At 58.8% G+C, this 19,327-nt stretch carries 20 protein-coding genes and 1 tRNA gene; 5 read left to right on the plus strand and 16 right to left on the minus strand.

What is annotated here, in order from left to right:
- Window positions 1–169: 169 nt before the first annotated feature.
- The 6 genes from CYB_RS07675 to groES form a co-directional block, all read right to left on the minus strand.
- Window positions 170–1,750, minus strand: a complete 1,581-nt coding sequence (locus CYB_RS07675; RefSeq protein ID WP_011433220.1) for an iron uptake porin — start codon at window positions 1,748–1,750, stop codon at window positions 170–172.
- A gap of 282 nt (window positions 1,751–2,032) precedes the next feature.
- Window positions 2,033–2,104, minus strand: a tRNA-Val gene (locus tag CYB_RS07680).
- A 41-nt stretch (window positions 2,105–2,145) separates the two neighbouring features.
- Window positions 2,146–3,309 (minus strand): GuaB3 family IMP dehydrogenase-related protein, encoded by a 1,164-nt coding sequence (locus tag CYB_RS07685; RefSeq protein ID WP_011433222.1) that lies wholly within the window; start codon window positions 3,307–3,309, stop codon window positions 2,146–2,148.
- Between the two features lie 101 nt (window positions 3,310–3,410).
- Window positions 3,411–4,205, minus strand: coding sequence for a DUF429 domain-containing protein (locus tag CYB_RS07690; RefSeq protein ID WP_041436511.1), 795 nt, complete (start codon window positions 4,203–4,205; stop codon window positions 3,411–3,413).
- A gap of 338 nt (window positions 4,206–4,543) precedes the next feature.
- Window positions 4,544–6,178, minus strand: a complete 1,635-nt coding sequence (gene groL / locus CYB_RS07695) for a chaperonin GroEL (RefSeq protein WP_011433224.1) — start codon at window positions 6,176–6,178, stop codon at window positions 4,544–4,546.
- Between the two features lie 90 nt (window positions 6,179–6,268).
- A complete protein-coding gene (gene groES / locus CYB_RS07700) occupies window positions 6,269–6,580 on the minus strand; it encodes a co-chaperone GroES (protein WP_011433225.1) in 312 nt (103 codons plus the stop codon).
- 208 nt (window positions 6,581–6,788) lie between these two features.
- Here groES and CYB_RS07705 point away from each other — a divergent pair, with 208 nt between their 5' ends.
- Window positions 6,789–7,688, plus strand: a complete 900-nt coding sequence (locus CYB_RS07705; protein ID WP_238376720.1) for a PhzF family phenazine biosynthesis protein — start codon at window positions 6,789–6,791, stop codon at window positions 7,686–7,688.
- Between the two features lie 13 nt (window positions 7,689–7,701).
- Here the strand turns inward: CYB_RS07705 and CYB_RS07710 are convergent, their stop codons facing one another.
- Window positions 7,702–8,685, minus strand: coding sequence for an apocytochrome f (locus tag CYB_RS07710; RefSeq protein ID WP_011433227.1), 984 nt, complete (start codon window positions 8,683–8,685; stop codon window positions 7,702–7,704).
- 122 nt (window positions 8,686–8,807) lie between these two features.
- Complete coding sequence (locus CYB_RS07715; protein WP_011433228.1) at window positions 8,808–9,326, minus strand: cytochrome b6-f complex iron-sulfur subunit; 519 nt, start codon at window positions 9,324–9,326, stop codon at window positions 8,808–8,810.
- 183 nt (window positions 9,327–9,509) lie between these two features.
- On the opposite strand from CYB_RS07715, the gene CYB_RS07720 reads away from it, so the two are divergent.
- Window positions 9,510–9,827, plus strand: coding sequence for a DUF3067 family protein (locus tag CYB_RS07720; protein WP_011433229.1), 318 nt, complete (start codon window positions 9,510–9,512; stop codon window positions 9,825–9,827).
- Window positions 9,828–9,950: 123 nt separating this feature from the next.
- Here the strand turns inward: CYB_RS07720 and CYB_RS07725 are convergent, their stop codons facing one another.
- The 4 genes from CYB_RS07725 to CYB_RS07740 all read right to left on the minus strand — a co-directional run bounded on the left by CYB_RS07725 (window position 9,951) and on the right by CYB_RS07740 (window position 13,951).
- Window positions 9,951–11,291, minus strand: a complete 1,341-nt coding sequence (locus CYB_RS07725) for a hypothetical protein (RefSeq protein WP_011433230.1) — start codon at window positions 11,289–11,291, stop codon at window positions 9,951–9,953.
- A gap of 144 nt (window positions 11,292–11,435) precedes the next feature.
- On the minus strand, window positions 11,436–11,948 hold the full coding sequence (locus CYB_RS07730; protein WP_011433231.1) for a tetratricopeptide repeat protein: 513 nt from the start codon (window positions 11,946–11,948) through the stop codon (window positions 11,436–11,438).
- Window positions 11,949–11,964: 16 nt separating this feature from the next.
- The gene (locus CYB_RS07735) at window positions 11,965–12,519 is read right to left on the minus strand and encodes a phycobiliprotein lyase (protein ID WP_011433232.1); all 555 of its coding nucleotides are present in this window, start codon (window positions 12,517–12,519) and stop codon (window positions 11,965–11,967) included.
- Window positions 12,520–12,673: 154 nt separating this feature from the next.
- Complete coding sequence (locus CYB_RS07740) at window positions 12,674–13,951, minus strand: S41 family peptidase (protein WP_011433234.1); 1,278 nt, start codon at window positions 13,949–13,951, stop codon at window positions 12,674–12,676.
- Window positions 13,952–14,139: 188 nt separating this feature from the next.
- Here CYB_RS07740 and petB point away from each other — a divergent pair, with 188 nt between their 5' ends.
- From petB to leuB, 3 genes are all read left to right on the plus strand, one after another.
- Window positions 14,140–14,787 carry a cytochrome b6 gene (gene petB / locus CYB_RS07745; protein ID WP_041436518.1) on the plus strand — a complete coding sequence of 216 codons (648 nt, stop codon included), beginning with the start codon at window positions 14,140–14,142 and terminating at the stop codon, window positions 14,785–14,787.
- Window positions 14,788–14,885: 98 nt separating this feature from the next.
- Window positions 14,886–15,398 carry a cytochrome b6-f complex subunit IV gene (gene petD / locus CYB_RS07750; protein ID WP_011433236.1) on the plus strand — a complete coding sequence of 171 codons (513 nt, stop codon included), beginning with the start codon at window positions 14,886–14,888 and terminating at the stop codon, window positions 15,396–15,398.
- Window positions 15,399–15,605: 207 nt separating this feature from the next.
- On the plus strand, window positions 15,606–16,721 hold the full coding sequence (leuB, locus tag CYB_RS07760; RefSeq protein ID WP_011433237.1) for a 3-isopropylmalate dehydrogenase: 1,116 nt from the start codon (window positions 15,606–15,608) through the stop codon (window positions 16,719–16,721).
- Between the two features lie 81 nt (window positions 16,722–16,802).
- Here the strand turns inward: leuB and dusB are convergent, their stop codons facing one another.
- The 4 genes from dusB to CYB_RS07780 form a co-directional block, all read right to left on the minus strand.
- A complete protein-coding gene (gene dusB / locus CYB_RS07765; RefSeq protein ID WP_011433238.1) occupies window positions 16,803–17,888 on the minus strand; it encodes a tRNA dihydrouridine synthase DusB in 1,086 nt (361 codons plus the stop codon).
- 16 nt (window positions 17,889–17,904) lie between these two features.
- Entirely contained in the window at window positions 17,905–18,120 is a 216-nt protein-coding gene (gene rpsR / locus CYB_RS07770) for a 30S ribosomal protein S18 (RefSeq protein ID WP_011433239.1), read from the minus strand.
- A gap of 29 nt (window positions 18,121–18,149) precedes the next feature.
- Complete coding sequence (rpmG, locus tag CYB_RS07775; protein WP_011433240.1) at window positions 18,150–18,344, minus strand: 50S ribosomal protein L33; 195 nt, start codon at window positions 18,342–18,344, stop codon at window positions 18,150–18,152.
- A gap of 91 nt (window positions 18,345–18,435) precedes the next feature.
- Entirely contained in the window at window positions 18,436–19,299 is an 864-nt protein-coding gene (locus CYB_RS07780) for an RDD family protein (protein WP_238376722.1), read from the minus strand.
- Window positions 19,300–19,327 lie beyond the last annotated feature (28 nt).

Below are 19,327 nucleotides of genomic sequence, written 5' to 3' on the forward strand. Positions count from 1 at the left end.
CCTGGGCTATAGAGAAAAAGCCCTTCGCTGTATGCACTCAACGTTTCAGACGTGGGTGCAGTGTCCTAGTCTGAATCGAAATGACCATAAAGGAAGGTTTGAACCAAAAAAGGGATCCACTGCAGTGGATCCCCTAACCAGCTATGAACCTGCAAAAGAGGTCAACTCATCAGAAGTTGAACACAGCCCGCAGAGCACCTACACCAATGGTTGGGTCGTTGTCCCCAGGTAGAGCACCATTGGGGTTGCTCACAAAGTAGGCCGCCGGGGTAAGGGTGAGGTACTCGTTCACCGGGAAGCTGTAGTAAACATCCACAATGAACGGGCGGGTATCCCAAACTCCTTCGTTTTTGGTGGTCACAATTGGCTGGCCAAAAACCACACCCCCTTGAGCACCCTCAATGAACAGATCTGGGAAGGCGAAGCCAAACAGGAATCCGTTAAAATCTTCATCACCCGGATCGATGGTGCCAGCCGGTACCACATTGGGCAAGTTGTAATCCACATTGCCAGCAGTAAACCAGCCAGATACGATGACGCGGGGGGTAATCTCCCAGTTGGCAGCCACAGAAAAGGCGTTCACCCGTGCAGAGGTGGACACATTGGTTACTCTCAGAGGGCCACGGAAAAGAGCTGTACCGTTGGCCAAGAACTCAGGGCCATCGTTTGCCGTCTGCAGATAGGTACTGGCAAACTGCAGGTAAATCTCTAGATTTTCATTCGGCAGGAAGCCCAGCTCCACCGCGTGGGCGCTATCGCTACCGGTTATACCGCTGTCGCCGAAGCCCTTGCCCAAAGCTTGAGCGTTCCTGGTGCTGTAGCTGTAGGCCAAGCGCAGTTGATCGGAGAGGCGGTAGCGGAAGCCAAACAGAGCTCCACCTGGCACATCCGCCGTGGAGTTGGGAGCATCAGCAAAGTCGGAGAGAGCTTCGAAGGGTGTGCTGTAGTTGAATACATCGAACACACCTGAGCCAACGATACCCGTGTAGATGGTAGCTGCTCGGTTGAAAGCTGGGAATTGGTAGATCAGCTTGGCCAGGGTGAAAGTGCCGCCGCCACGGCCGCCAAACTCAAGGCCGGGATCCCCATCAAAGAACTCAGTCACAGCATCGCGAGCTTGGAGACGAATGCGCAGGCGATCGCGACCCACAAAAGAAGCATCGAAGTTCAAGCGTACCCGATAGGGAAGAGTCATGTTGGCTTGGTTTTGCTCTGCTACTACCCTCCCATCAACAACTCTGTCTTCCGTGAGAGCGCTGCCTACAACAGCGGCGATGACTTGGGCATTCAACTTGGTAACCGGGTTGAAGACCTTCCCTTTCAAATCAGTAACATCGGCTTCCAGGGCATCCACCCGCCCGCGCAGGGCTGCCAGCTCAGCAGCAAATTCCTCTTGCAAGCGCTGCAGAGTGGCCAAGTCTTCCTTGGAGACTTTGTCGGCCAAACCGGCTGCAATCAACTCATTGATGCGATCCAGGCAGGCGTTCATACCAGCGGCAAACTCAAAGCGAGTCATAGCCCGGTTACCGCGGAAGGTGCGGTCGGGGTAGCCGGCAATACAACCGTAGCGCTCCACCAAGGATTGCAGGGCTTGGAAGGCCCAGTCGGTGGGCTGCACATCCGAAAGCTCAGAGATGGAGGTGACCGGCCCGGTAGCTTGGGCATAAGCCACTCCAGGGGTCAGGATCGCTGCTGCGCCCAGGGTGCCGGCCAGCAGCGTTTTCCAGTAGTTCGCGTGTTTCACGGGCATGTTTCTCTCCTTGTTCTTTTCCTCACACCTTTTTGGCTGTAGGGATGTCTTCTAGAGGTAACCAATTGCCTAACTCAAGAACAAGTCTGGCAACTGCGGACTTCGGTGAAGACATGATACAGCCGAAGTCCACATCGTCTACCACTTTACACACTTTCTGGGCAAGACTCAATGCGAGACCCAACTGCGGTAGATGATCGAGGCTCGATACCCACTACTCTACCTCAGGGATCCGGCCCTGGCTAGCGGGTGTATCCCCCAAACTGCCAGCCTGGATGGGGATGGGCGGTACCGGACTCGAACCAGTGACATCCTGCTTGTAAGGCAGGCGCTCTACCGCTGAGCTAACCGCCCCCGAGGGATCCCAGTCCACCGAGTTTAGCATTCCCAAAGGACTATTTCCCCATACCCAAGCTCTGCGCCTTCTGGTACACCTTGCCCTCGGTCAGGAGGGAAGGGGCAATGCAGATCTCCACCTGCTGCATTTCTCGAAGATTGGCAGCCCCCAAGGTGGCCATGCTGGTGCGCAGGGCGCCCAAGAGGTTGTGGGTACCGTCGTCCAGGCGGGCGGGGCCGCGCAAGATTTCTTCCAAGGTGCCGGTGGATCCCACGCGGATGCGGGTGCCGCGGGGCAAGATGGGGCTGGGGGTAGCCATGCCCCAATGAAAGCCGCGACCGGGGGCCTCATAGGCGCGGGCCAGGGGGGATCCGATCATCACTGCATCGGCTCCACAAGCGATGGCCTTGCAAATGTCGCCACCGGTCACCAATCCCCCATCGGCAATCACAGGGACATAGGCGCCGGTTTCCGCCAAAAACTGCTCCCGTGCAGCGGCACAGTCGGCAATCGCTGTAGCCTGCGGCACTCCCACCCCCAACACGCCTCGGGAAGTACAGGCAGCGCCAGGGCCGATCCCCACCAAGACACCGGCAGCTCCGGCCTGCATCAGCTCCAGAGCGACATCGTAGGTAACGCAGTTGCCCACCACAACAGGAATGGACATCGACCGGCAAAATTGGGCCAGATCCAGCAGTTCCATGCCTTCGGGAACCTTGTGGTGAACGGAAACCACCGTGGCCTGGACGAAAAACAGATCCCCCCCGGCTTCAGCCACCAGGGGGCCGTATTGGGCGGCGTGGGCGGGCACACTGCTGGCTGCTGCAATGGCGCCACCGGCCTTGATTTGGCGGATGCGCTCTTGAATCAGATCCGGCTTTACAGGTTCGCTGTAGAGGCGCTGCATCAGAGGCACAAACTCGTCTTTGCCCACCGACGCGATCTGAGCCAAAACCTCATCGGGATCGGCGTAGCGGGTTTGGATGCCATCCAGGTTCAACACCCCGAAGGCCCCCAGCTCCGAGAGCAAAATGGCCATTCGCACATCCACCACGCCGTCCATAGCGCTGGCGATGATGGGGATTTGCCGTTGGATCCCTCCCAGGGTGAAGTGGGTATCCACCAGGCTGGGATCCAGCGTTCGTCTGCCTGGGGCCAGCGCGATTTCATCCAGCCCGTAAGCGCGTCTTGCCTGCCGATTGCGGCCCAGTTGCACGTCCATTTTTCCCCTGTTCTGCGGATCCTTGTTCTTATCATGCCGCCAAGGGGGGATCCAAGGCCAGCGAGAGTCTTGTTCTCTTGGCTGCGATCCCGGAGCGGGTCTCAATCAGCCTCAGAGGTTCGAGGGGGCAAGGGCGTGAAAATGTGCCCTTCTTGCAGGTTGCCGAAACTGCGGCAGCGCTCGGATCCCCAGCGGAACCCGTAGAGGGCGATGTAAGCACACATCAAGGCATCCACTTGATCTTCGTAGTTTTTGAGCCGACGGCTCTTGAGGGATCCCACCTCCACTTGAAGCAGCTCCTCGTGGCCCTGGAGAGCCGGGTCAGCGGCAGCCAGAGAGCGCAGATGATGCTGGTAAAGTTGCCAAGCTTGTTGCCGTTCCGGCCAGGTGCGTCGAGGGCGGGCCTTGTATTTTAGAGTGCGGCTGAGGCCAAAGAGGCTTACCAAGGCGCTGTGGGGGAAGACCTCGGTCACTTGGCGGGTAAGTTTTCCTCGCTCGATGCTGGCCTGCTCCCGAAAGCCATAACTGGCTAGGGCTTGCACCAAGGCTTCCCCTCTCACCTGGCCGTTTTTTTCTAGAAGCCGGCGGTTGGCCGGGTGGGCCCCGGCTGCATAGGCGCGAAACACCCGGTTCAGTTCGGCCTCGGCCCGCCGTTGTCCTGTGAGGTTGGGAACCCGCAAGGGCGCATCCACCGCCACCAAGCAGGGATCTTCGCCCGCCTGAGCTTGAATATAGTCCAGGATCTCCTCATCCGTTTGGAGAATGCGGCTATCGACCAGATGGCCTGTCAAGTTCTGCCTGCCGGGATCCCCGAGCTGGACTCGCAGCGTGGCCAGACCGGAAGGGTTGCGGGGCGACCAAGCCAGATCCAGGCCAATGCAAATCAACTGAGCCACACCGCCTTCCCCTTCTCTTCAAGTTGGACAGAATCAGAGTCGTTATCAAAAAACCAGTTTGAGGCAGTTCCCGATTGCATGGCTCCGGCGCCCTCACCCCCAGACCCTCTCCCAAAGGTAGAGGGGGATCAACGTCACAGACAGTTGCGCTGCTGTTGCATGGGTATTGGGAATGATCCCGCCAGCTTGCCTGTCTTGATAAAAAATAAAAATCCATAAAAAAGGGATCCCACCAGGGGATCCCGAAAGATTCATCCAAGATGCCTGGCCAGGAAGCGAAGTGCCCATGGGCTCTTCGGTGAGCCTCAGGGATCCACCTCGCTGTGGCGGTCAACGGATTAGTAGTCGTAGTCACTCATGCCGCTGCCGCTGCTTGCCGGCGTGTTGGTTTTGGGCTCGGGCTTGTCCACCACGATCGCTTCAGTGGTCAGCACCATCCCCGCAATGGAAGCGGCGTTTTGCAGGGCAGAACGGGTAACCTTGGCCGGGTCTACAATGCCCGCCTCGAACATATCCACGAAGGCGTCGTTCTGGGCATCGTAGCCGGTGTTGAAGGGCTTATCTTTCACCCGCTCCAGCACAATGGAGCCGTTTTGGCCGGCGTTCTCAGCAATGCGGCGCAGCGGAGCGCCCAGAGCGCGGGCGACCAGGTTGGCCCCCACCAGTTCATCGCCGGACAGGTTGGCTTGCGCCCACTCGGTTACCACTGGGATCAGGTGTGCCAAGGTGGTACCGCCGCCGGGAACGATCCCTTCTTCTACCGCCGCTTTGGTGGCGTTGATGGCATCTTCCAGGCGCAACTTGCGGTCTTTCATCTCGGTTTCAGTGGCCGCGCCCACTTTGATCACTGCCACACCGCCGGAGAGCTTGGCCAGGCGCTCTTGCAGTTTTTCTTTGTCGTAGGTGGAGTCGGTTTCCTCAATTTGGCGACGAATTTGCTCGCAACGGGCTTTCACAGCCGCTTCGTTGCCTTCCGCCACGATGGTGGTGTTGTCCTTGGTCACCGTGACGCGACGGGCAGTGCCGAAGGAATCGAGGCGAGCGTTCTCCAGCTTCAGGCCTCGCTCTTCGCTGATCACCTCACCGCCGGTCAGGATGGCGATGTCTTCCAGCATGGCCTTGCGGCGATCCCCGAAGCCAGGGGCTTTTACCGCTACCACGCTCAGCACACCCCGCAGCTTGTTCACCACCAGGGTAGCCAGCGCTTCTTTCTCGATGTCTTCGGCGATGATCAGCAGAGGACGACCGGCGCGGGCCACCTGCTCCAGAACCGGTACCAGGTCTTGCACCAGGGTGATCTTCTTATCGGTGATGAGGATGTAGGGGTTTTCCAGAACCGCTTCCATCCGCTCGGTATCGGTGACGAAGTAAGGGGAGATGTAGCCCTTGTCGAAGCGCATCCCTTCCGTCACTTCCAGCTCGGTGGTCATGGACTTGCCTTCTTCCAGGGAGATCACCCCTTCGCGGCCCACCTTGTCCATGGCCTCGGCAATCATACGGCCCACTTCTTCATCGTTACCGGCGGAAATGGCCGCCACCTGGGCAATGGCTTTGGAATCTTCGACCGGGCGGGCATGTTCGGCGATTTTGTCTACCAAAAACTTCACCGCCTTGTCGATCCCTCGCTTTAGGGCAATCGGGTTGGCGCCGGCAGCCACGTTTTTCAGACCTTCTTTCACCATGGCGTGAGCCAAGACCGTGGCCGTGGTGGTGCCATCCCCAGCCGTGTCATTGGTCTTGGAAGCCGCCTGCCGGATCAAGGAAACGCCTGTGTTCTCAATATGGTCTTCCAGCTCGATTTCTTTGGCAATGGTTACCCCGTCGTTGATGATTTGGGGGGCGCCAAACTTCTTCTCCAGCACGACGTTGCGCCCTTTGGGACCCAGGGTAACGGCTACGGCTTCTGCCAAAATATCCATGCCGTGCTCTAGAGCGCGGCGGGCTTCTTCACTGAAGATGATTGATTTGGCCATAGTCAACCTCTCCGATGCAAATGCAGGTAAGGGTGAAACAGAGTCTCAAGGATTCAATCGTTCGTTGAACTGCTGCTGAATCACTGACCATTACTGAACAATGGCGAGAATGTCCCGCTCGGCCAACAGCACATATTCATCGCTGCCCAGCTTGACTTCGGTTCCGGCATACTTGGAGTAGAGCACTTTGTCGCCGGCTTTCAGTTCCATCGGGATCAGCTTGCCCTCGTCGTTGCGCTTGCCAGGGCCAACAGCAACCACTTCCCCCACCTGGGGCTTTTCCTTGGCAGTGTCCGGCAAGAAGATCCCACCTGCGGTTTTCTCATCTTGCTGAGCGATTTTGACCAGCACGCGGTCGCCCAGCGGCTTCAGGGTAGAGACGTTAAGAGCTACTGCAGCCATGACGAATGTCCTCCGTGATCCTAAAGCACGAAGCTGAAGTTTTCATTTCCATTAGTTCCACTTCCCCGAAGGGAAGCGACTTAGCACTCTCGACTTACGAGTGCTAGTTTATCAGCCAACTTTCTGGCCTGACAATAGCCTTTGTCAGCGGGATCCCGCTTTTGGCGGGTACGGTCGGGGTGCGGATCCCCCTACTTTTGGTGCCGGTGTGGGATCATGGCCTGAGTTGGGCTGGGTTGAGAAGGTGTGGATCCCGTTGTTTCAGGTGGATGCGTTTACGGCAGTGCCTTTTGCAGGTAACCCCGCGGCGGTGTGTTTGCTGCCTCAGGAGCTGCCGCAGGCGCTGATGCAGGCCATTGCCGCAGAGAACAATTTGTCGGAGACGGCTTTTTTACTGCCTCAGGGATCCCAGGGCGAGGTTCCCCACTATGGGCTGCGCTGGTTTACGCCGACGACGGAGGTGGATCTCTGTGGCCACGCCACCTTGGCTGGTGCCCATGTGCTGTTCACCGAGGTGCATCCTGAGGCGGAGAGGGTAGCCTTTTCCACCCGCAGTGGCCTGTTGCAGGTGCGGCGGCAGGGGGATCGCCTGGCCATGGATTTTCCTGCTCGCAGTCCGGAACCTTGGCCAGAAGCCAAAGAGCAAGTAGCAGCAGCTTTAGGAATCCCACCTGTGGAGCTATACCGGGGGGACATGGGGGTAGCGGTGCTGGCTTCGGCGGAACAAGTGCAGCAGGTGCAACCGGATCTGGCCCAGGTTCAAGCACTCCCCGTTCCGGGGTTGATCGTCACAGCCTCTGGGGCGGCTCTGGGGAATGGGCCGGATTTCGTCTGCCGCGTTTTCGCTCCTCGGCTGGGGATCCCGGAGGATCCGGTGACGGGATCCGCCCAGTGTCTTTTGATGCCCTATTGGGCCAAACGCCTGGGTCGCTCTGAGTTACAGGCCCACCAGCTATCCAGCCGCGGCGGGGAGCTCTGGTGTCGCGATCTCGGCTCTCGCGTGGAGATTGCCGGGCAGGCTGTGCAGGTGATCAGAGGAGAGCTGAGGCTACCTTGGAACCCTACCGAACAAAAAACACCCCGGATATGCTTCCGAGGTGCAGGCTAGGAAAGAGCTTGAGCTAGCCGAGGATTTCGGCGGCTTGAATGAGCTCCACCTGCTTTTTCTTCAGCACCAACAGCACCTGGGTAATGGTAATGGCTGCCAGGAAGGCCACCAGCCATTTCACCCGATCCGGGCTTTGCAGCACCAGATCCCGCTCCACCTGGCCAAAGCCGCCCACATTGGGATTGTTGGTGACGGGATCCCCTTCTTTGACGCTGTCGCCAACGGCAACCACCAGCTCCGGCCCAGGTGGCACCACCAGGTTGTGGATCCCACTTTCGCTCTCGAAGCTGAGAACCCGCGTGCCTGGCAGCTCATATTCCGGGGGCACCAGGCTGGCCAATTCAGCCGGCAGATCGCTGATATCGGAGTCGAGGGTGGCAATGTTGACCAGACGCCCCGTGGCTGGGGCGCGGAAGACGTTGTTGTTGCTGAGGCTGCCGTCGGGGTTGAGCTGACCGCGACCCCGGTTGGCCCCAATGTAAACGCGATACTTCATGAAGGCCACCGAGGGATCCTCTTTCGGGTCAGGGGCCACCACCGGGAAGACGATTTCTTGATGCTGCTCGCCCGGCAAAGGCCCGACCAAGAGGATATTGGGCTTCGCGTCGCTGTAGGGGGTGATGTAGGTCTCGGCAGTTTCTTGCCGTTGTTCCTCGGTCATCTCGGCTTCGGTGGCTAAACGGAAGCCCTCCGGCAAGACCACCACCGCGCCCACATTCAACCCACCCTTGCTGCCGTCTGCCAGCACCTGCTGCTTGCTCAGGTCATAAGGGATCCCAACTTTGATGGTGAACACCTGGCCGGGGGTGACGGCCTGGGGCACCTCGGCGCGAGTGGGCATGGCGTTCAGGTGGCAGTTGGCACAGACAATTTTTCCAGTCGCCTCGCGGGGGTTGTCGTAGGCCATCTGGGCATAGTAGGGGTAGGCTGCCGCCGGACGTGCCCCCATCCCCAGCAGCAGCAGCAGCGCGCAGAAGACCAAGCCAATTCGCTTCATAACTCTCAGCTCAGAATGAATTTCCATCACAGGTTTAGGACACAGTCTTGGAACAGCCATCTCGACAATTTGCCCCAAATCGTTCGGCAAAAGCCGGCACAGCCAGCGGGATCCCTTGCCCTTTAGGTTTCCCGGAAATCGGGGCCTTGCCAAGGGCTGAAGCGGACGTTGTCGCCATCCACAGTGGCGCTCACCAGCTCCAGCGAGCGGGGAGCCGGTCCCCGGATCACCTTGCCATTGGCCGCATACTGGGATCCGTGGCAAGGGCACTTAAACAAGTTTTCCCCCACATTCCAGGGCACCACGCAACCGAGGTGGGTACAAACCGCGTTGAGGCCATAGTTGGCCACCGCCCCGTTGTCGATCACGATGTAGGTGGGATCCCCCTTCAAACCTTGGGCCAGCACCCGATCCGTAGCGGCATGGGTGGCCAACAGTTCACTGACGCTGATGGGCTTGCCGAGGGCGTCCTGAGCGATGAGGCCTTCCCCCCCTCCACCGGCAGAGGGCGGAATAAAGTACTTCACCACCGGGTAGAGGGCGCCCACCACCACGACTCCCACAGAGCCGCTGAGCAGGGCATTGAGAAGAACCCGCCGGCTCATGGGGGGCGCTTCAAAGTTGCTAACCGCTTCCGTCATAATGGCAAATGCAGACCTGAGAAGTTTTAACGTTCGTTGACAAGCGACATCATCCTAACCGACCCCTCTGGCCAATATCGTTAAGAAATGCAACGCTGTAAGAGGCCGTGGCCTTCCTTCCCAAGGTGAGCGGCCCACCCAGCGCGATTGGAGCCAGATCCAAGCCAGCCTCAGACAAGTCTGATGAAGGGATCCGACTTTCAAGCTTTGTTGCGCGAGAAGTGGGGCTATTCCTACGACGTGCAGCTGCGGCGTATCCAGCAGAAGGTGGTGCTGCTGGTGATGTGGCGCTATCTGGAGCAGCCCTCCTTCCCCTTGAGCGAGGCCGAGTATTTGGCCCACTTGGAGAACGTGCTGGCCCATTTGCAGGCTTGGGGGGTGTGGGAAGCGGTGCGTCGGGAAATCGAAGCCACCCGTCAGAGACCCCGTATGGGCAAGGCAGTGGCCATTCCTCTGGATTTGCAGAAGGTGGGGGAGCGGGTCTCGGAGTGGTTGCTGTGAGTTCTCCGGGGGAGAAAAAAGTCCAAGCAAACCCAAGCGCCGGATTCTCCGGCTGGGCAAGAAACTCGAATGGGTCTCAGCTCAAACGGCAGACCGGGAGTTTGCCCAACGGCCATGACCTCTCTAGAGGGGACGCGGCTTGCGCACTTGTTCGGTTTCGGGGCGATCCTGCTGAGCTTTGGATTCCAAAAGTTGGCGGAATGCCGGCTCGTCCAGACGGTAGTCCCGCTGCTCGATCAAATCCCGATCGGTTGAGTAAATGGTGTCTGACTCTGGCACAACTCCCTGACGGCGGAAGCGGCGGGCAAAGTTGAGTTTGCGCAGCAGCGCCTCTGTGGGATGCTGCAGATGCTCTCGCCAAAGCTGCCGGACACGATTGCGACGCTCCACTCCCTGGTTGCGGATTTGCAAGGCTAGCCAGCGAACGGCGGGCACCGCCAAAAAGAGGCTGCCGTAGAGAAACAGAAACCCAATCAACGGGTAGATGAAGGCTAAAAAAGCATTGCTGCCGGCTGCCGCTGCCACCTCCTCCCGTGCCCCATAGAGAATGGCGGCCAGAAAGAAATTGAGAACTCCCAAGCCTCCTGCCAGGGTCAGTTGACCAGGCGTGGCCCGGCTGAACACCCAAGGTTTCTCCTGCAACACCTCAGGGATCCCCTTGGGCTTGCGCTCTGAGGCGGCCACCTGCAGCTCTGGGAAGCGGTAGACAATGTCCCCATCCTCGCTGACCTCCGGCTGGCCGTCGAACTTGAGCAAAATGGGCAGCATGTAATCTTCGTATTCCAAGGCCGGGGATCCTGGCTCCACATCCAGGTAGGGCAACACCTGTTCCGCTGCGATCACCCCCCCATTGGCACGAATCAGTTGGCCAATGAGGGCATAGCGCTCCTCCTCCAGGTTGGCATTGGGATCCCCGTCCCCAAAGAGGAAGCTGTACACCGCTTCCAGGAAGTTCAGCTCGGATTTTTGCGGCTGGCGGGGGCGCGTCCGACCGGAGTAGCTGCCATAGTAGGGATAGGGATCCCAGAAGGGGTTGCCGATCCAAAGATTGGGGAAGTAGTAAAACCCTATCCCCCGCGATCGGCTGCGATTGTCCTGCTCGCGGCTACTGGCCATCTGCAAGGCAATCAACGCCAGGACGATCAAGACAATCGACACCACCAGCAGAATGCCAAAGGAGATGCGCAACCCATAGAGGAAGCCCCCCCACAACCGGCGACGCAGGGCTGCTAGCCGATCCTGCTGCTCCTTGCGCTTGAGAATGCTGCGAAAATCCGGCGGGAAAACATAGGTAATCTCCCCCTGCCGGGAAACCTGGAGATGCCCCTCCGCCTTTTGGGCCAAATTCAGCAGCTCTTGTTTGGCCTCGTGTAGAGCCAAGCCCGTGCTGGATGCAATATCTCCCAGCGTGACCCGCAGGCCCAACTGCTCCACTGCATCCATCACCAATGTTTGTGTAGCCACTCTTAACCTCCGCTTTCCGCCCCCATTGTCGAGGAGCCTTTGGGATCCCTGGACGCAGATCCGCTCCCCTGAGCTAGACCTATCGTTTCCTCTACTCCCAGTATCTCCCCACTAACCCAGCAGCGGCGAGGGTTATACCCCCCTCTAGGGCAGCCAAGCCATCACGGCCAGCAGGGTCGAGAGGATCCCGATCAACACCCAGATGAGGGGCTTAGTGTCCAACGGGGGATCCGCTGCCCGGCGGCTGAGGGGATCCCCAGATCTTGGGGAAGGGCCTTTGCGTTGGGAGCGCCCATAGGCCAAGCGGTACTCTGGGGGATCAGCTTCCTCCAGCCGGCTGAGATCGGGAATTTCGCTCAACCACTCCGCTGGACGCCGCAGACGAGGGGCTTGCCAGATACCCAAGACATAGCGAGCCTGCTGGGCAACTTCTGGATCTGGGTTGCGCAGCAAGGTTTGGGCCAACAGGATGGCCTCCTGCGTTTCGCCAAGGGCTTCTTGGGCCAGGGCCTGCCAGAGCCGTAGCTTACCCGACTGCGGATAGCGGCTTTGGGCCTGCTTAACCTCCTCTAGCGCCTGCCGGTATTGTCCTCGCTCGAACCTCAACTGGATCAGAGCCAAGTGCTGAGACAATCTCAGGTCTTTGGGAAGCGTCATGCTCAGGATCCGCAGGCTAGGTCAGCTTCTGTTCTACCCCAAACCCCACCAGCAACAGCTCCTGCAAAGGCTGACCCTGAGGGGGACGTTGGTAGGTAAGGATCTGCCGCAGGCGCAGGCGCGGATTCAGTAGAGTGATGGTATCTACAGCAACCACACGAGTGTAGGTGGTGGTCATCACCAGTTGCAGGGATCCGGGATCAAACCGGAAAGCCGCCACCATCGGGCGATCTTCCTCGTAGGCCCGATCCCGCAGGTAGTCTCCCTGCAGCCCCAGGGGGGTTTCCTGCCGAGGGACGAACAGCATGTTCAGCTCTTGCCCGGCCTCCTCCCCCGTTTCGGAAACGGTCTCAAAAGCCAAGTGAAAGCCCAAAAAACCATCCACGTTGTGGTTGGGGTAGTTGTTGTCGGCGAGCACCTTGTGCTTGAGCTCAGGGGTGAGAGTGCGAATGGTGAACTCGGTGCGGGAGCGCTCCACCTCGCCACGGTCTAGGTAATGGTAGGTGCGCTCTGTGCGCCAAGCCCCAATGCAGCAGTTGAAAAAGTGGTGAAATTGCTGGATGGCGTTCATGCGGGCGGGAGCGGACAGAGTCAGAAGCCGGCGCTGGAGCCGAGAAGTGGCCCAGAAAACCCTGCCTCTGATCCTAAAACGAATTGAAAACAAACAGGAATCCAAATCCTAATGCCAACGATTGAGATCTGGGTCTGGAGCGGGATCTCCTCCCTCACCCGCTTTTGGCCACCGGGATCCCTTGGGTCTGCCCCAACAACTCCAAGGCTCGCTGCAGCTGGATGTCCTCCGGCCCGGCCAAGGTTTCTGCCGTCAGAGGAACGGATCCCTCCGCCACCACCACATCGGGCTGGATCCCCTGGCGATGAATGTCGTGGCCGCTGGGGGTGAGGTACTTGGCCGTGGTCACCGCCAGCCCCGATCCATCCGCCAGCTCCAGCAGGGATTGAATCAGACCCTTGCCAAAGGTGCGCGTTCCCACCAGTTGAGCTCGCCCACTATCCTGAAGTGCCCCGGCCAACACTTCACTGGCACTGGCGCTGCCCTGATTTACCAAGACCACCAGCGGCGCCTCTGTGAGCACCTCGCCGGTGGCGGGAATGCTGTCTTGAATGCCGTGGCGATCCGTCACCAGCACAATGTCACCCTTGGGGATCCAGAAGCGAGCGATCTCGATAGCCGCCTGCAAGAGTCCCCCCGGATTGTTGCGCAAATCGAGAATGTAGCCCCGCACCCCTTGAGCTTCTGCGGCCCGAATGGCTTGGCGGACTTGAGCGGCAGCATTGCCGTTGAACTGGCTGAGGCGAATGTAGGCCACCGATCCCTGAGGCAGCTCAAAAAAACGGGTGCGCACGGGGTTGATGGTGATCGATTGGCGTACCAGCTCCACCTCCCAAATGCGATCCTGCCGCTTCAGCTTCAAGGTAACCGGCGTGCCACTGCGCCCCCGCATCCGCTCGGCCACTTCGTCCAGACTCAACCCCGCCACCGGCACCCGATCCACCGCCAAAATCTCATCCTGAGGTTGGATCCCGGCCTGCTCGGCAGGAGTGCCCTCCATGGGGGCAATCACCCGCACAGCGCCTTGCTCGTCGATAGCAATCTGCAAGCCGACACCACTCAGCTCGCCGGCTGTAGAGGTCTGCAGGCTGAGGTAGTGCTCTCTGTCCAGAAAGCGGGTAAAGGGATCCCCCAGAGTGGCCAACATCTCCTCGATGGCCTGGTAAGTCTGCTTGCGCTCCTTCAGGGGCCGGGAGAGAAACCGTTGCCGCACCTGCCACCAGTTTTGCCCGTTAAACCCCGGATCCACATAGGCCCGATCCACATAGGCCCAAGCCTGCGCCAGCAGTTGCTGCTCTTCTCCCCAGCGGCTGGCCTGCCCTGGACAGGCGCCAATGCCCAAACTCGCCCAGAGCAAACACCCAAGCAAGACAATGCGGATCCCCCACCCTCTCCAGCGGATCCCTGTGTATCTCGGCTTCTGCACAACCATCGATCCCAAAAAACATTAAGAAACATGAACAAAACGCAATATCGAAAACTTGCCTGGCCTCCTGGGATCGAGATCTTCGTCCCCAAGCTGAGCCCGACGCCAGGATGGTGTTAAAAGATTGTGTTACATTGCTGAGTAGAGTGGGCTTGCCCCGCCCTCGAGATCCAATTTCAAGAATTGCAGGCATTATGAGCAAAGTTTACGACTGGTTGGACGAGCGGCTGGAGATTACGCCTTTCGTCGACGACGCAACAGGGAAATTCATTCCGCCTCACGTTAACATCTTCTACTGCCTCGGCGGGGTGACGCTGGTGTGCTTCTTAATTCAGTTTGCCACCGGCTTCGCCATGACGTTTTACTATCGTCCGACGGTGGCTGAGGCCTTTGAATCGGTGAACTACATCATGACCCAGGTGAACTTCGGCTGGCTGTTGCGCTCCATCCACCGTTGGAGCGCCTCCATGATGGTGCTGATGATGATCCTACACACCTTCCGGGTCTATCTGACAGGGGGATTCAAAAAGCCCCGTGAGCTGACCTGGGTAACCGGCGTGATCTTGGCGGTGCTGACCGTCTCCTTTGGCGTTACCGGCTACTCCCTGCCCTGGGATCAGGTGGGCTACTGGGCAGTCAAGATCGTCTCCGGTGTGCCCAGTGCCATTCCGGTGGTGGGCGACTTGTTGGTGCAACTGATCCGGGGTGGCGAAGCGGTTGGTCAAGCTACCCTGACTCGCTTCTACAGCTTGCACACTTTCGTGCTACCCTGGCTGACCGCGGTCTTTATGACCATGCACTTTTTGATGATCCGCCGCCAAGGCATTTCTGGGCCTTTGTGAGAAAGGTTTGACTCCCAGACGCCTTTGACTTTCCTGGTAACTGGGATCTTTACCTGCCACTTTTTCAGAACTTTTGTCCCTAGATAAGGAGAACTCCCATGGCCGTCTCAAAACAGGTGATAGCGACCGAGGCCATTACCCGCAAGGTTGATCTAGACAACCCCAAAGTTGTAGCCAAGCTGAAGAAAAACATGGGCCACATGACCTATGGTGAGCCCGCTTGGCCCAACGATTTGCTCTTTATGTTTCCGGTGGTGATCCTGGGCACTATTGGAGTGATCGTTGGCCTGTCAGTCATGGATCCGGCAGGTGTAGGGGAGCCGGCGGATCCCTTTGCTACGCCTCTGGAAATTCTGCCGGAATGGTATCTCTACCCCGCCTTCCACATCCTGCGGATTGCTCCCAACAAGCTGTTGGGAATTGCTCTGATGTCTGCCATTCCTGTGGGTCTCTTGTTTGTGCCCTTCATCGAAAACGTCAACAAGTTCCAAAACCCCTTGCGCCGCCCAGTGGCGACAACGGTGTTCCTGATCGGCACCTTGGTCACCCTCTACCTGGGCATAGGTGCCACCTTGCCCTTGGATAAGTGGGTCACCTTGGGCTTGTTCTAAAAGAACATCTGGGACTCCCGCTTGATGGGTTGATCGTCATCATCACCATTAGAATCACCATCAGAGTGCAGCAGGTCGGTGGCCGGGCTGCACTTTCTCTTTTGGAGAGCTTTTTGGAGAAGTTGTCTGCAAACCTGTGTGCCAAGGGATGGGCAAGTCCGCCGAAATGGTAGTATCTCTACGCCCTCATCTTCAGCTTGACCGCTCATGAGCACTTCTTCTTCAACTGCTCGAACCTATCGGATCACAGCCCTTGCCGGAGATGGCATCGGCCCCGAAATCATGCGGGTGGGACGAGCCGTTTTGGATGCAGTTGCCCGGCAGATGGGATTTGCTCTTCAGTGGCAAGAGGGCCTGATCGGCGGGGCCGCCTACGACCAGACCGGGGATCCCTTGCCGGCAGAAACCCTGAAAATGGCTCAAGAGAGCGATGCCGTTTATCTGGCTGCTGTCGGCGACTTCAAGTATGACGCTCTGCCTCCTGAGAAACGCCCGGAGCGGGCCTTGTTGGGCTTGAGGGCGGGGCTGGGGCTGTTTGCCAACTTGCGCCCGGTGAAGGTCTTCCCTCAACTGGTGGGGGCCTCCTCCCTGAAGCCGGAGGTGATCGCGGGGATCGACCTGGTGGTAGTGCGGGAGCTGACGGGGGGCATTTACTTCGGCCAGCCCAAGGGAATCTTCACGGATGCCCAGGGATCTCGGCGCGGCGTGAACACCATGGTCTATAGCGAAGCTGAGGTGGATCGGATTGCCCGAGTTGCCTTTGAGCTGGCCCGCAAACGCCGGCGCAAGCTCTGCTCGGTGGACAAAGCCAACGTTCTCGAGGTGTCGCAACTGTGGCGGGAGCGGGTCAATGCCATTGCGGCTGAGTACCCGGAGGTGGAACTTTCCCACCTGTACATCGACAATGCCGCCATGCAGTTGGTGCGCTGGCCCAAGCAGTTCGACGTCATCCTCACGGGCAATCTCTTCGGCGATATCCTCTCCGATGAAGCGGCCATGCTGACCGGCTCTATTGGTATGCTGCCCTCTGCCTCTCTGGGATCCTCTGGCCCCGGCCTATACGAGCCGGTACATGGGTCGGCTCCCGACATTGCCGGACAAGACAAAGCCAACCCCATTGCCCAGGTGCTCTCCGGCGCCCTGATGCTCCGCTACTCCCTGGATCAGCCGCAAGCTGCCGACCGCATCGAACAGGCGGTAGAAGCCGTTTTGGCGCAAGGGTACCGCACCCCAGACCTCTACTCTGAGGGAATGACTTTAGTGGGTTGCCAGGAAATGGGAGAAAAGTTGGTGGCAGCCCTGTCCCAGCAGCAGGCGCAATAGCCTTTTTCGGGGCCACAGGCTACAGCCAAGGCAGACGTGCGGCGATTTCCAAGCAATTTCCAATTGTGGGGATCCTTGGAGCTACGCCCAACCGGCTTCAGGGAGAAGGTCGACCTCCTCGGTGGTTTTAATGGCCTCTTCCGGTCGAAGTGTGGCTTCTTGGCAGCGCTCCATGGCTTGAAGAAGCAGGGCTTCCCCTTCCTGCACCGTCTCAATGCGACAGAGGAGAGCACGGAATTGAGAGGCTCCGGCAAAGTCTTTGATGTACCAAGTCATGTGCTTGCGGGCCTGACGGATGCCACGTTCTCCCTTGTACTCCCAGAGACCGCGCAGATGCTCTAAGGCCATTTGAATCCGCTCCAGGGGAGTGGGGGCCGGTCTTTCTTGACCGGTTTTCAGGAAGTGATCGATTTCCCCCACCAGAAAGGGATAGCCCATGGTGCCACGGGAGCACATCACCCCATCGGCTCCGGTTTCCTCCAGACACTTCACCGCTGCGGCTGTCGAGAAAATGTCCCCATTGGCGATGACGGGAATGCGCAGGTGCTGTTTGACGCGGCGGATCCAGTCCCAGCGGGCTTTGCCGTTGAAGCCTTGGGCGCGTGTCCGGGCATGCAGGGTGAGCAGTTGCGCCCCTGCCTCCTGCAGACGGTGGGCAAAATCCAAAATGTTGATCTCCTGATCCGACCAGCCCAGGCGCGTTTTCACGGTTACGGGCACCTCCACTGCGTTGGCCACCGCCTCCACAATTCGCGCTGCCGTGTCGGGATCGCGAAGCAGAGAAGAGCCGCCGCCGTTTTTGGTAATCTTGTTCACCGGGCAGCCCATGTTGATGTCCACCAAGGTCGCCCCTTCGTCCACAGCCATGCGGGCTGCTTCCGCCAGAAAGTCGGGCCGACAATCAAACAGTTGGATGCCAATAGGCTGCTCTCCCTCGCCGACCTCCATGATGCGGGGCAACTGGCGGGCATAGTGCAAGCCGGTCGCACTGACCATTTCCGTGTAGACCAAGCTGTGGGGGGCAAAACGGCGTACCAGCCCTCGAAAGACCTGGTCGGTTACCCCTGACAGTGGCGCCTGAAAAACGCGGCTCAAAACTTTTACCCCGCCGATATTGAGGGGCTGGGACAAGCGGGCTTGGAGTTCCGGCGAAAGCTGCAGGCCCATCGGGATCCGGAGAAAGCTATCCCTCTTTGTTGACAAAGTAAAGAAGACCCATGATGCGCGCTCTTTTGATCGCGGCAGTGAGCTCCCGCTGCTGTTTGGCGGTCAGGCCGGTGATGCGGCGGGGCAAGATCTTGCCTCGCTCGGTCACAAATTTCTTGAGCAGCTCCACATCGGTGTACCTAATGGGTTCTCCCGGCTTGATGGGAGACAGGCGGCGGCGAGCGTAAACCATAGGTCAGGAGAACGGCGAAACGGCTTGAACTACTTAATCTCTTTGTGGACGGTGTGGCGGTTGCAGTGGGGGCAGAATTTCTTCAGCTCTAAGCGGGCTGTTGTGTTGCGGCGGTTTTTGGTGGTGGTGTAGCGGTTCACGCCTGGAGAGCGCTTGTTGACGTTGGTGCGGCACTCCGTACACTCCAGAGTAATGATGATGCGGGCACCCTTTGCTTTGGCCATGACGGATCCCAAGACGAAGGTAAACGGCAATGAGGAAACTGCAATCCCAGATCCTGAGGCTGGAGATGGGGGTTTACCTCGATAAGCGCGATCACCAATTATCTAACTTTTCCTTGACGGAATCAACCCAAGTTTTCACTTGCTTGCCCGTTTGTTGCCGTAGGCTACGGGCGTTGCGATCCACATCTTTGCTCAGGCGCTGCAACTGCTTGGACAGATCCCGCACGGTGTCATTGCGCTGGGCTTGGCGCAGCAGGTCGCGAGCAGCCGATTTGACGTCGTCAGCAGCGTCCCCCTCTAGGATGTCCTGCAAAAACCGCAAGACTTTTTCATCCAGGTGGTAGCCCCGCTCCGCTTCCACCACTAGGGTACGTCCGGCGCGGTCGTGAATGGTTTGGCGTTTTTCCTTGTCGAAGACGGCAAACAGCCCATCCGCAGCCAGAGGCACCAGCAGGGCCTCCGTGAGCACAAAGAGGGAGAGCACTCCCTCTCGAGCCAGAGAGCGAACCAGGTGCGGCGAGGCTTCGGTCTCGGGATCCAGGGTTTTGATGTTCAGCAGCCATTTGCCGAGGCTTTGGCCCTCAGGGCGGGATTGGAAATAGCCGCGGTTCACCAGCCAGGTAGCGAAGAAGGCGATATAGCCGACCATGTCCACGGCGCTTGCATTGGCCCCTACCAGAGCAGCCAAGCCTTGGGCTAGGTAGGAGATCCCCAGCCCCAGCCCAAAGTCGAGGGCAAAGGCCCCTATCCGTTTACTCCAGGGAGCCAATTTCGGCAGGGGTTCTCCCTCAGCAGCCGTTTGCGGGACTGGCCGCTCGGCTTGAACCGGGGGCAGAGAGGTGGCAGGAGGCAAAGCGCTGAAGGCTCGCCATTCGTTGGCAGTTTGATCCAGTTGTTCGGTTTTGGGCCGCTCTGGAAATGGGGGACGTTCGGGGTAAGGTCTGGGATCCGTCATTGCCGGTTGAGACAGTCAGTTCTACCAT

The sequence above is a fragment of the Synechococcus sp. JA-2-3B'a(2-13) genome (assembly GCF_000013225.1).
GTDB lineage: Bacteria > Cyanobacteriota > Cyanobacteriia > Thermostichales > Thermostichaceae > Thermostichus.

Coding starts and splice junctions, on each gene's coding strand:
- CYB_RS07675 (WP_011433220.1), bottom strand. CDS start 1,750: ATGCCCGTGAAACACGCGAACTACTGGAAAACGCTGCTGGCCGGCACC.
- CYB_RS07685 (WP_011433222.1), bottom strand. CDS start 3,309: ATGGACGTGCAACTGGGCCGCAATCGGCAGGCAAGACGCGCTTACGGG.
- groL (WP_011433224.1), bottom strand. CDS start 6,178: ATGGCCAAATCAATCATCTTCAGTGAAGAAGCCCGCCGCGCTCTAGAG.
- groES (WP_011433225.1), bottom strand. CDS start 6,580: ATGGCTGCAGTAGCTCTTAACGTCTCTACCCTGAAGCCGCTGGGCGAC.
- CYB_RS07710 (WP_011433227.1), bottom strand. CDS start 8,685: ATGAAGCGAATTGGCTTGGTCTTCTGCGCGCTGCTGCTGCTGCTGGGG.
- CYB_RS07715 (WP_011433228.1), bottom strand. CDS start 9,326: ATGACGGAAGCGGTTAGCAACTTTGAAGCGCCCCCCATGAGCCGGCGG.
- CYB_RS07720 (WP_011433229.1), top strand. CDS start 9,510: ATGAAGGGATCCGACTTTCAAGCTTTGTTGCGCGAGAAGTGGGGCTAT.
- CYB_RS07730 (WP_011433231.1), bottom strand. CDS start 11,948: ATGACGCTTCCCAAAGACCTGAGATTGTCTCAGCACTTGGCTCTGATC.
- CYB_RS07735 (WP_011433232.1), bottom strand. CDS start 12,519: ATGAACGCCATCCAGCAATTTCACCACTTTTTCAACTGCTGCATTGGG.
- CYB_RS07740 (WP_011433234.1), bottom strand. CDS start 13,951: ATGGTTGTGCAGAAGCCGAGATACACAGGGATCCGCTGGAGAGGGTGG.
- petB (WP_041436518.1), top strand. CDS start 14,140: ATGAGCAAAGTTTACGACTGGTTGGACGAGCGGCTGGAGATTACGCCT.
- petD (WP_011433236.1), top strand. CDS start 14,886: ATGGCCGTCTCAAAACAGGTGATAGCGACCGAGGCCATTACCCGCAAG.
- leuB (WP_011433237.1), top strand. CDS start 15,606: ATGAGCACTTCTTCTTCAACTGCTCGAACCTATCGGATCACAGCCCTT.
- dusB (WP_011433238.1), bottom strand. CDS start 17,888: ATGGGCCTGCAGCTTTCGCCGGAACTCCAAGCCCGCTTGTCCCAGCCC.
- rpsR (WP_011433239.1), bottom strand. CDS start 18,120: ATGGTTTACGCTCGCCGCCGCCTGTCTCCCATCAAGCCGGGAGAACCC.
- rpmG (WP_011433240.1), bottom strand. CDS start 18,344: ATGGCCAAAGCAAAGGGTGCCCGCATCATCATTACTCTGGAGTGTACG.
- CYB_RS07780 (WP_238376722.1), bottom strand. CDS start 19,299: ATGACGGATCCCAGACCTTACCCCGAACGTCCCCCATTTCCAGAGCGG.